A 10,533-nucleotide genomic window follows, 5' to 3' on the forward strand; every position below is an offset into this window, starting at 1 on the left:
CGGACCCTGCCAAATCAGCCTGCCACCCGCTTGCGCCCTTTGAACGCTACCGAAAAACAGAAAAAAATCAGCAACGCAAAACCCGCCGGAAACAGCCAGATGCTACGCCAGTCATGGCTGCCGCCCACCGCCGCATAGTGATCAGTCACCTGCCCCGCCACCCAGAACCCAATCAACATCCCCACCCCGTAAGTCGCCAGGGTAATCAGCCCTTGCGCCGAACTCCTGAAGCGCTCCGGTGCCTTGGCATCGGTATAAATTTGCCCCGAGACAAAAAAGAAGTCATAGCAGATGCCGTGCAACGCGATGCCCGTGAACAGCATGAAGACCAGTTCGCCGTTATCGCCGTAAGCAAACAACACATAGCGCAAGGCCCACGCCAGCATCCCCACCAATAACGTGAGTTTGATCCCGAAACGCTGGATGAACAGGGGCAACAGCAGCATGAACAGCACTTCGGAAACCTGCCCGATGGCCATTTTTGCGGTGGGGTTGGTCACGCCGATTTCCGCGAGGAACGGGTTGGCATTCTGGTAGTAGAACGCCAAGGGAATGCAGATCAGGATTGAGGCGATGAAGAACACCAGGTAGCTGCGATCCTTGAGCAAGCCCAGGGCGTCCAGGCCCAGCAGTTGCTTGATGCCGCCGCTGCCAGCCTCGGGTTTTAGCGGTGCGGTACGCGGCAGGGTGAAGCTGTAGAGACCCAATGCCAGGGAAGCGATGGCGGACATCAGGAAGGTGTTGCGCAACGCGCCGGTGGCGATCGACTGCTGGGCATCCCAGGCAAACACGAAGCTGATCACCAGCCCCGCGACGATCCAACCAATGGTGCCCCACACCCGAATACGGGAAAACTCCTGGGCCGGGTCGCTCATTTGACGGAACGCCACGGAATTGACCAGCGCCAGGGTCGGCATATAGATGACCATGTACGCCAGCACATATGGATAAAAGCCAATGAAGTCCGGCGCGCGGTAAAGCTGGTACAGCAACACCGCGCCAAGCAGGTGCAGTACTGCCAGGATTCGCTCGGCATTGAAGTAGCGGTCGGCGATCAGGCCGATGATAAAGGGGGCAATGATCGCGCCCCAGGACTGGGTTGAAAACGCCATGCCGATTTGCCCGCCGCTGGCCCCCAGGTTGTTGGCGAGAAACGTGCCGAGGGTGACGAACCAGCCGCCCCAGATAAAGAACTGCAGGAACATCATGACGCTCAATCGCGCTTTCATTAGGGTCACCGTTTTATTGTTATTTTGATAAATGAAGCTGTGTTCAGGTGTCGGCCAAGCCCAGCAGCCGCCGGTTGAATGCCTCGTCGGACGTCACGCTGGCAAAGTCGTCAAAAGCCTTGGTGGCCTTGCGGATCATGTGCTGGCGGATAAACGCTGCGCCTTCTGCCGCACCTTGCTGTGAATCCTTGAGGCAGCATTCCCATTCCAGTACCGCCCAGCCACTGAACCCGTATTGGGTGAGCTTGCTGAAGATCGACTTGAAGTCGATCTGGCCATCTCCCAGGGAACGGAAACGCCCAGGGCGCTCCACCCACCCTTGATAACCGCCGTACACACCGGAGCGTGCGTCGGGGCGAAATTCAGCATCCTTGACGTGGAACATGCGGATGCGCTCATGGTAGCGGTCGATGAAACCCAAATAGTCCATTTGCTGCAGCAGCAGGTGGCTGGGGTCGTAGAGAATGTTGGCGCGGGGATGGTGATCGACGGCTTCGAGAAAGCGTTCGAAGGAGGCCCCATCGTGCAGGTCTTCGCCGGGGTGAATTTCGTAACACAGATCGACGCCGGCCATTTCGAAGCACTCCAGGATCGGCAACCAACGCCTGGCCAACTCGGCAAAACCCTGCTCCACCATCCCGCCGGGACGCTGTGGCCACGGATAGACATACGGCCAGAGCAGCGCGCCGGAGAAAGTCGCATGGGCATTCAATCCCAAGCGTTGGCTGGCACGGGCGGCAAGTTTCAGTTGCTCGATAGCCCACTCGGTACGAACCTGGGGCTGGCCCCGCAGATGCGCCGGCGCGAAGTCATCGAACAGCGTATCGAATGCCGGATGCACGGCCACCAGTTGACCCTGCAGGTGGGTCGACAGCTCGCTGATTTCAACACCGGCCTGGGCGCACACGGCCTTGAGTTCGTCGCAGTAGTCCTGGCTCTCGGCGGCGCGGGCCAGGTCGATGTATTGCGTACCCAGGGTTGGCAGCTGAATCGCCTTGTAGCCTTGGGAGGCGGCCCAGTGGGCAATGTTGGACAGGGTGTCGAAAGGCGCCTCATTCGAGATGAACTGAGCGAGAAAAATCCCGGGGCCACGCATTCCTGGGTTCATGGATAGAGTCTCCTGATTCATAAGTGGCGGGCCAATGTCGTCCACTTCGCGTCGCCGCGATGGTTGGCGATCACGGCTTCGATAAAGGCCATGCCGCGCACGCCCACTTCAATACCGGGCACTCCGACAACCTCGGTGCCCTGGCCAATTGCGGCGGCAAAGTCGCGGTAAAGGTTGGCCATGGCCTCCAGGTAACCCTCGGGGTGCCCGGCGGGCAGGCGCATGCGTTGCAAGGCGGCTTCGCACAGCCATGGCTGGCCGATGCCGGAGCGCAGGATGCGCAGGGGTTGATCGAGGGAACGGTGGATCAGGCTGGATGGTTCTTCCTGGCGCCATTCCAGGCCACCTTTGTCGCCATAGAGACGGATCTTCAGCGGGTTTTCTTCGCCAGCACAAACCTGGCTGGCGATCAGTACGCCGCTGGCGCCGCCTGCCATTTTGAACAGCATGGCTGCATCGTCATCCAGTTGGCGGCCGGGTACGTGGATGCCCAGGCTGGCGCAGAGCTGTTCGATGGGCTGGTCAGCGACGAACTCCGCCAGGGAAAAAGCGTGGGTGCCGATATCACCAATACAGCCGCCCAGGCCCGACAGTTCGGGCTGATCGCGCCAGCCGGCCTGCTTGTTGCCCTGCCCGGCCGCATCGTGGCTCAGCCAACCCTGGGGGTACTCCACGATCACCTTGCGTAGCGTGCCAATAACACCGCTGCGTACCATATGCCGGGCCTGCCAGACCATGGGATAACCTAGGTAAGTGTGCGCGAGACCATAGTGGCCGGGGCTGTCGCTCACCACGGCTTCAAGCGCCAGGACTTCGGCCAGGTTCAGCGCTGCGGGCTTTTCGCTGAAGACATGAAAGCCCGCCTGTAGCGCCTGGCTGGCAATGGGGGCATGTAAATGATTGGGGGTGACGATAACCAGCAATTCCATCCGTTGATCAAAGGGCAATGCCTGTTCCGCCGCCAGCATGTGCTGCCAGTCGATGTAGCAACGGGAAGCGGGCAAACCCAATGCAATGCCAGTGTCGCGGTTATTCTCGGGGTCGCGGCTGAAGGCACCGCATACCAGCTCATAACAACCATCAAGCCCGGCGGCCTGACGGTGAGCCTGGCCGATAAAAGCGCCCTCGCCGCCTCCGACAAACCCCATTCTGATTTTTGACGCCGCAGCACGCATGGCAAGTCTTCCTTTGTTGGGCGGTTTACACGCAAGATGTAACCGGTTACATCCAGCCGGAAATTTAGGCTCAGTTGCTCGCGGTGTCAAACCCTGACTGCGGTAAACTCGCCAACTGCTGCTCTGATAGTGAGGTTGTCTTGTCCAATATTCGTGAAGTCGCCCGCCTGGCCGGTGTCTCGGTGGCCACCGTGTCCAGGACCCTGGCCTCCCCCGAACGGGTGCTCCCAAAGACCCGCGACAAAGTCATCGCCGCCGTGGAACAGGCCGGCTACCGCCCAAACCGCATGGCGGTGCAGTTTCGCTCGCGACGCACCGGCAACCTGGTGATTCTGGTGCCGGCCATTGCCAACACGTTCTTTGCCCGAGTCATCAGTGGTGCGCAGCAAGCCGCACAAGCGGCGGGTTATCGGCTGTTGTTGTGCGACACCCAGGGCCAGGAAGAGATCGAGAAACAATTTGCCGAACTGGTCTATGCCCACCAGGCCGATGGGGTAATTCAGCTACGAGCATCCGACCCGTTTACTGCCAGTTGCGACTCCCCGCCCCTGGTCAACGCCTGCGAGGTCATCCAGAACGGTCGCCACCCCACCATCAGCCTCGATAATCGGGGTGCGGCCAAGGCCATGACTCAACACTTGATTGACCTGGGCCACCGCCGCATCGGCTTGATCAAAGGTCCAAAAAGCAGCCCACTGACCCAGGATCGCGTAGCCGGTTATGAAGCGGCTTTGTATGATGCCGGCATCCCCCATGACGCGGCCCTCATCTGCCACGGTGACTTCACTGTGCAAGCCGGTTTCGAGGGTGCGGGCATGATGCTGGACCTGCCCGATCGCCCCACCGCGTTGTTCTGCGAAAACGATGAAATGGCCATAGGGGCGTTGAAACGCATCAAGCAGCAGGGCCTGCAGGTGCCGCAGGATATGTCCCTGGTAGGTTTTGATGACATTCCTTTTGCCGCCTACTGCGACCCGCCGTTGACTACCATTGCCCAGCCTGCGCAAACATTTGGTCGCCTGGCCGTTGAAATGCTGATCGCGCTGATCGAGAAAAAGGCTCTGCCACAACGCCATGTCGTGCTGCCGTTCGAGTTGGCATTGCGCGACAGTACGTCGGCACCGAGTCGCACCTGATGCAGCTTTCGTTAAAGCCCGACCACTGCAGGAACGAGGGGGACGCCTAGTTCTTGCTCGCAAAAAACCTCAACGATAACGTGTGCATCCTGGATCAACGCGTCGCCTATGATTTCTTCGCGAGCAAGCTCGCTCCTACAGCAGGCTACGAGGCTTTTTCTCTCAACCTGTATAACCTGTCCATGCACGATAAAAACAACAAGTGTGGAGCGCCTTTCATGCGTCAACTACCCTCCCTCACCATGCTGCGGGTCTTTGAAGAGGTCGCGCATCACCGCAGCTTCAGCCAGGCTGCGTTGGGCCTGAACGTCACCCAGGGCGCGGTCAGCCGCCAGATCAAACAGCTGGAAGACTACCTCGGCGTGGCGTTGTTCGTGCGCACGTCCAGAGGCCTGGAACTGACAGGCCCCGGCGCCGCACTGGCGCCTCACCTGGGCCAGGCTTTTGATCATATCGAACGAGCGCTGCTCGCCGTGCGTGTACCCAATCTGCGCCAACGCCTGCGCATCCTCGCACCACCGACCTGGGCCACCCGTTGGCTGTCGGCGCACTTGCGCGAATTCTGCCTGCGCTACCCGGATATCAGCCTCAGCGTGACCCAACAAAACAGCCACGACAGCCTGGCGGAGATTGACTGCCAGATTCGCTTCGGCCTCAAGGCCGACAGTCACTGCGCCAGTCAATTACTGGTGATGGAGCGGCACATTGCGGTGGCCAGCCCGCAGCTTTTTATCGGTGATCAAGCGCCGAACCTGCATCAGTCTCCGTTGTTGCACATCCTGCACGATGGCAAGCGCTTGAAGGTCTGGGAGAATTGGTTGGCGGCGATGGGCCGCGAGGATATTGATGCGGATCAAGGCCTTGAATTCAGCACCCTTGACCAGGTGATTCACACCGCGCTGGCAGGGGGTGGCCTGGCAGTGATCGACCGACAAATGATCGAGCGTGAACTGGCCAACGGCAGCCTGTTGCCGATCACCCCGGTGGAGGTGGTCGGCCCGTATGGTTATTGGCTGGATGTGTCAAACGACAAGCAGGGGTTATCCAAGGTGCGGTTGTTTACTGAGTGGTTGAACCGGGTGAGCAACCCCTGAAGCGGAGGTTGGAGCCTTGCCGGCCTGACTCAAGGTCAGCGCCTTGGTTTCCGGTGCCCAGGCCCAGGAGATGATCGCCCCCAATACCAGAATGGCCGCCAGAATACCCATGGTGGGGCTCAAGCCAATGCCGGCCACACTCACCGGCAACAGAAAAGTACTGACCGCCGAGCCCAACCGGCTCACCGCCGTCGCCAGGCCGATTCCGCTGGCGCGCACTTCGGTGGGGAAACTCTCGGCTGGAAACACGCCCACCAGGTTACTCACCGCCGACAACACCAAGGTAAACACACCAAACACCAACACCATCAACCACGCCATGTTCCCCGGCAACACTGCCAACAGAAACAACGCCACCGCGAGGATGATGAACGAATTGATCAGGAACCCGCGCCGGGAGAACTTCACGGTGCACCAGATGCCGAACAATGCCCCAATGATCAGCAACAGGTTGAGCATCAACTCGGTGCCAAACCCTTCAGCCAAGCCCATCTTCTGCAAAATCGAGGGCAGGAAGGTGTAGATGGCGAAGTACGGCATGACGATGCAGACAAAGAACAAGCAGTTGAAGGCTGTGCGCTTGCGGTACTCACGACTGAACAGCACACCATACCCGGAGCGGGTTTTCGCCGGTGGTTCCTCGTCGAGTACCACATTGTCGCCCAAGTGCTTCTTGACGATGGCGCGCGCCTCGGCGATGCGTCCACGGTTGACCAGCCAACGTGGCGATTCTGGGGTACCGATGCGCGCAATCAGGATCAACCCGGCAGGGATCGCCGACGAAGCCAGCATCCAGCGCCAGGCATCATCACCCAGGCTGAGCATGGCCGTACCGACGAACGTCGCCGCGACGTAGCCAAACGTCCAGATCACGCTGAATGAACCCAGCAGCACACCGCGGTGCTTCTTGGGGGAAAACTCCGCCAGCATCGCATGACCGACGCTGAAGTCGCCGCCCAAACCAATACCTATCAGGATTCGGCAGAGAAACAGCCCCATGGCCGTTTCCGCATAAAACTGCATCACCGAGGCCACGGTGATCAGAACGAAGCTGACCAGGAAGATTTTCTGCCGACCCAGGGCGTCGGAGATCCAGCCAAAAAACAGGCTGCCCATAAACAGGCCGATCAGTGCCGAGGCGCCGATCAGCCCTTGCCAGAAAGCATCCAGTTGCATCTGCGGGCTGAGCAAGGTGAAAGCAATCCCGATCAACCCCAGGATATAGCCATCGGTAAAATGCGCGCCGAAGGTCAGGCCGGCGATTTTCAGGTGAAAACGACCGATCGGCAGGTCGTCGATTTTTATTGATTGAGCGGACATGGTGTTCTCCATATTGTTGTTCTTGACGGAGTAACAGCGAGCAAGCCTTCTGTGGGGACGAACTTGCTCGCGCAGATACGTTGTGGCGAGCCGGCTTACCCCGCCCCTACAACCCGCCCATCAGCAGGTATTTGATCTCCAGGTAATCGTCCAGGCCGTACTTGGAGCCTTCACGGCCCAATCCGGACTCCTTGACCCCGCCAAACGGCGCCACTTCCGTGGAAATGATCCCTTCGTTGATTCCCACCATGCCCGCTTCCAGGCCTTCGGCCATGCGCCAGACGCGGCCGATGTCGCGGCTGTAGAAGTAAGCCGACAACCCGAAAGGCGTGTCATTGGCCTGCTGCAGCACTTGCGCTTCATCGGTAAAGCGAAAACAGGCCGCCACCGGGCCGAAGGTTTCCTCCTGGGCGATCAGCATGTCGCCGTGGGCTTCAGTGAGGATGGTCGGTTCAAAGAAGGTCCCGCCCAAGGCATGTCGGCGACCACCGCACAGCAGTTTGGCGCCCTTCTCCAGAGCATCGCCGACATGCGCCTCGACCTTGGCCAGGGCCGCGGCGTTGATCAGCGGGCCTTGTTCGGTTTCGCCTTCCAGCGCGCTGCCGACGCGCATGGCTGATACCGCCTGGGCGAGTTTTTGGGTGAAGGCATCGTAGACGCCGTCCTGGATAAAGAAGCGATTGACGCACACGCAGGTCTGCCCGGTGTTACGGAACTTCGAGGCCATGGCGCCTTTGACGGCGGCATCCAGGTCGGCGTCGTCGAACACAATGAACGGCGCGTTGCCGCCCAGTTCCAGGGAGACTTTTTTCAACGTATCGGCCGCCTGGCGCATCAACAGCTTGCCCGTACGGGTCGAGCCGGTGAAGGACAGTTTGCGCACCACGCTGGACGCTTGCAGGGCGCCACCGATGGCTACGGCGTCACCGGAAACAATGTTGAAAACACCTGGGGGAATGCCTGCCTGCTCGGCCAGCACTGCCAGGGCGAAGGCCGACAGCGGTGTTTCCTCCGAAGGCTTGAGCACCATCGTGCAACCTGCCGCCAGTGCCGGGCCGACTTTGCGGGTAACCATGGCCAGTGGGAAATTCCACGGCGTGATAGCGGCAACCACGCCAATGGCTTCCTTGGTGACGATGATCCGGGCATCGGCCTTGTGGCTGGGAATCACGTCGCCATAGGCGCGCTTGGCTTCCTCGGCAAACCATTCCAGGAAGCTGGCGGCATAGATCACTTCGCCCATCGCTTCGGCGAGAGGCTTGCCCTGCTCCAGGCTGAGCAAATTTGCCAAGTCCTTTTGATTGCTCAGCATCAATTCGCTCCAGCGCTTCAGGCACTGGCTGCGTTCCTTGGCCGTGAGTTTGCGCCACGCGGGCAAGGCCCGGTTGGCGGCATCGATGGCCAGGTTGGTGGCTTCGGCGCCGGCACGCTGCACATCGGCAATCAGCTCGGCATTGGCCGGATTGAGTACCGGATACGTCTGGCCACCGCTGGACCATTGCCCATTGATGAAATTGCCCTTGCGGATCAGCGAATTCATGCGACGCCCTCAATCAAGTCAAAGCGCTCCAGACCCGGACGGGGGCTGCGCAAAATGCGGTTGCCAGCGGTGTAGTCGTTGATCACATCGCATGGCGTGTAATTGCGTTCCAGTTCATGCAGCTCTTCGGCATCCAACCGGGTGTCGAGGGCCGCCAGGGCGCTGTCGAATTGCTCGGTGGTGTCGGCGCCCACCAGCATGCAGTCCACACCTGCGTGGTGAACGACCCAGGCCTGGGCAATCTGCGCGTTGGAGACACCACGGGCGCGGGCGACACGCTGCACCGAATGAGCGATATCGAACGACGCCTGGTCGCAGTACATCTGCTGGGTAAATAAATCGGTCTGGTTGCGGTTCGACTGCACCTCACCGGTGAGCAAGCCACGCGCCAGCGGGCTGAACACCGAGACGCCCAGGCCTTGGTCGCGGCAGAACGGGATCATCTCGCGCTCTTCCTCGCGGTAGGCGCAGTTCAGTTGCAACTGCATATTGATCGGCTTGACCCAGCCGTTGCGCTCGCAAGCCATGAGCATCTTCGCCAGTTGCCCGGTGAGCATGGTTGACACACCAATGTAGCGGGCCTTGCCTGCCCGCACGATGTCGTTCAAGGCCTCCATGGTTTCTTCAACCGGGGTGTTCACGTCGAAGTAATGCAGCATGAACACATCGACGTAATCCATGCCCAGGCGCGTAAGGGAGGCGTCGATACTGTCCATGATGTGCTTGCGCGAATGGCCGCAGGCGTTGATCCCGCTGCGAGTGCCGTAGCCGACCTTGGTGGTCACCACGATGTCTTCGCGACGGGCCAGGCGCTTAAGGATGCGCCCCACCACTTCTTCGCCCATACCGGCCGAATAGAAGTCGGCCAGGTCGATGAAATTGATGCCGTTATCCAGCGCGTGGGCGACGATAGGTTCGCTTTGCCGCTCATCGAAGATCCACGGTTTCCAGTCCGGGGTGCCCATGTTCATGGTACCCAGGCACAGGCGCGAGACTTGCAGGCCAGAGTTGCCCAAACGGATGTATTGCATGGGGGTGTCCTCAGGCGTTTGGTGTGTAGAAAGGATTGCTGATGTGATTGACCACATCCGCCAGTTGCGCGGTTTCCGGTTTTCCACTCAGGGCGGCGCGTATCGCCGTGCGGCAGGCGCTGTAGTTGTTCAGGTAAACCGCATCCAGGTCATCGCAGCCCGGGTTGACCCAATTGGCCGTCACAATGGCCCACTCGTCCTCGGCTTCGGGCGGCAAGGTGCCGTCCAACAAGGCTTCCAGCACCGCCTTGGCAATCCCTGCCTGGGAGGCGCCCCAGGTGGCATTGCCATGCAGGTCGCTGCCGATGGCGGCTTTGTTGACATAGAGGGTCATGGGTTTGACTGGGATGTTCGGCTGGGCAATCACCATGAATGGACAATGGCCCTGGCTTGGCGACGCCAGGCTGTTGGCGAAGGCCTGGCCTGCCGGGCCATTGCGCGGGCCAATCAGGATGTTGATGTGCGCGGCATTGACGCCAGGGCCTTCGAAACCTTCGCCGATGTACAGATCAAGTGCTTTCATTTCGCAAACGCTCTTTTGTTGGGGGAGCTGGTTGGCGATTTTTAGCACTGGCAACGACGGCAGCCGTAACCATTAAAAGTCATAGCGATGTGAGTTTTTCTCATGGTCCTGCGACATCAAGCCGTTGCTGCGCGTTGACCATCCTTGTTACACACCATATAGTGTGGCAACAAACAAAGATAACCACTACATAGTGTGCAGGAACGCTTTAAAGCGACCACACTCTGCGCAGTATTTCAATGCCTTGAAGCCTGCAAACAGCACATTTCTTGAACGCGGTGATCAGCAGTCATCCGCCGTCAGAACGAACCACGAAGGAGTATTTCAATGCTGAGTTGGGATGAAGTCGACAACGAAGACACCGGTGCAGCGGTGAT

Annotated in this window: 9 protein-coding genes; 2 read left to right on the forward strand and 7 right to left on the reverse strand. The window is 59.6% G+C overall.

All coding sequences use genetic code 11. The features are described 5' to 3' along the window. Nucleotides 1-14: 14 nt before the first annotated feature. Genes GIR22_RS03915 through GIR22_RS03925 form a run of 3 tightly spaced genes read right to left on the reverse strand, consistent with a single transcriptional unit; the run spans nucleotide 15 to nucleotide 3,512 of the window. The gene (locus GIR22_RS03915) at nucleotides 15-1,229 is read right to left on the reverse strand and encodes a nucleoside permease (RefSeq protein ID WP_154742033.1); all 1,215 of its coding nucleotides are present in this window, start codon (nucleotides 1,227-1,229) and stop codon (nucleotides 15-17) included. Nucleotides 1,230-1,272: 43 nt separating this feature from the next. After that, the gene (locus GIR22_RS03920) at nucleotides 1,273-2,325 is read right to left on the reverse strand and encodes a sugar phosphate isomerase/epimerase family protein (protein ID WP_154742055.1); all 1,053 of its coding nucleotides are present in this window, start codon (nucleotides 2,323-2,325) and stop codon (nucleotides 1,273-1,275) included. 29 nt (nucleotides 2,326-2,354) lie between these two features. After that, nucleotides 2,355-3,512 (reverse strand): Gfo/Idh/MocA family protein, encoded by a 1,158-nt coding sequence (locus tag GIR22_RS03925; protein ID WP_154742034.1) that lies wholly within the window; start codon nucleotides 3,510-3,512, stop codon nucleotides 2,355-2,357. Between the two features lie 140 nt (nucleotides 3,513-3,652). Between GIR22_RS03925 and GIR22_RS03930 the strand changes: the two genes are divergently transcribed. Then, the gene (locus tag GIR22_RS03930) at nucleotides 3,653-4,648 is read left to right on the forward strand and encodes a LacI family DNA-binding transcriptional regulator (protein ID WP_154742035.1); all 996 of its coding nucleotides are present in this window, start codon (nucleotides 3,653-3,655) and stop codon (nucleotides 4,646-4,648) included. 218 nt (nucleotides 4,649-4,866) lie between these two features. Continuing rightward, nucleotides 4,867-5,742, forward strand: a complete 876-nt coding sequence (locus GIR22_RS03935; RefSeq protein WP_154742036.1) for a LysR substrate-binding domain-containing protein — start codon at nucleotides 4,867-4,869, stop codon at nucleotides 5,740-5,742. Here the strand turns inward: GIR22_RS03935 and GIR22_RS03940 are convergent. From GIR22_RS03940 to fae, 4 genes are all read right to left on the reverse strand, one after another. After that, a complete protein-coding gene (locus GIR22_RS03940) occupies nucleotides 5,689-7,062 on the reverse strand; it encodes an MFS transporter (protein WP_154742037.1) in 1,374 nt (457 codons plus the stop codon). The two genes, GIR22_RS03935 and GIR22_RS03940, sit on opposite strands and share 54 nt — an antisense overlap. Before the next feature lie 106 nt (nucleotides 7,063-7,168). After that, nucleotides 7,169-8,602: an NAD-dependent succinate-semialdehyde dehydrogenase gene (locus tag GIR22_RS03945; protein WP_154742038.1), complete on the reverse strand. Its 1,434-nt coding sequence runs from the start codon at nucleotides 8,600-8,602 to the stop codon at nucleotides 7,169-7,171. Further along, nucleotides 8,599-9,633 carry an aldo/keto reductase gene (locus tag GIR22_RS03950; protein ID WP_154742039.1) on the reverse strand — a complete coding sequence of 345 codons (1,035 nt, stop codon included), beginning with the start codon at nucleotides 9,631-9,633 and terminating at the stop codon, nucleotides 8,599-8,601. Before GIR22_RS03950 ends, GIR22_RS03945 begins: the two co-directional genes overlap by 4 nt. Before the next feature lie 10 nt (nucleotides 9,634-9,643). Then, a complete protein-coding gene (gene fae / locus GIR22_RS03955; protein ID WP_154742040.1) occupies nucleotides 9,644-10,156 on the reverse strand; it encodes a formaldehyde-activating enzyme in 513 nt (170 codons plus the stop codon). Between the last annotated feature and the right edge of the window lie 377 nt (nucleotides 10,157-10,533).

Origin of the sequence: Pseudomonas karstica (genome assembly GCF_009707515.1) — a bacterium.
GTDB classification, from domain to species: domain Bacteria; phylum Pseudomonadota; class Gammaproteobacteria; order Pseudomonadales; family Pseudomonadaceae; genus Aquipseudomonas; species Aquipseudomonas karstica.

Coding starts and splice junctions, on each gene's coding strand:
- GIR22_RS03915 (WP_154742033.1), bottom strand. CDS start 1,229: ATGAAAGCGCGATTGAGCGTCATGATGTTCCTGCAGTTCTTTATCTGG.
- GIR22_RS03920 (WP_154742055.1), bottom strand. CDS start 2,325: ATGCGTGGCCCCGGGATTTTTCTCGCTCAGTTCATCTCGAATGAGGCG.
- GIR22_RS03925 (WP_154742034.1), bottom strand. CDS start 3,512: ATGCGTGCTGCGGCGTCAAAAATCAGAATGGGGTTTGTCGGAGGCGGC.
- GIR22_RS03935 (WP_154742036.1), top strand. CDS start 4,867: ATGCGTCAACTACCCTCCCTCACCATGCTGCGGGTCTTTGAAGAGGTC.
- GIR22_RS03940 (WP_154742037.1), bottom strand. CDS start 7,062: ATGTCCGCTCAATCAATAAAAATCGACGACCTGCCGATCGGTCGTTTT.
- GIR22_RS03945 (WP_154742038.1), bottom strand. CDS start 8,602: ATGAATTCGCTGATCCGCAAGGGCAATTTCATCAATGGGCAATGGTCC.
- GIR22_RS03950 (WP_154742039.1), bottom strand. CDS start 9,633: ATGCAATACATCCGTTTGGGCAACTCTGGCCTGCAAGTCTCGCGCCTG.
- fae (WP_154742040.1), bottom strand. CDS start 10,156: ATGAAAGCACTTGATCTGTACATCGGCGAAGGTTTCGAAGGCCCTGGC.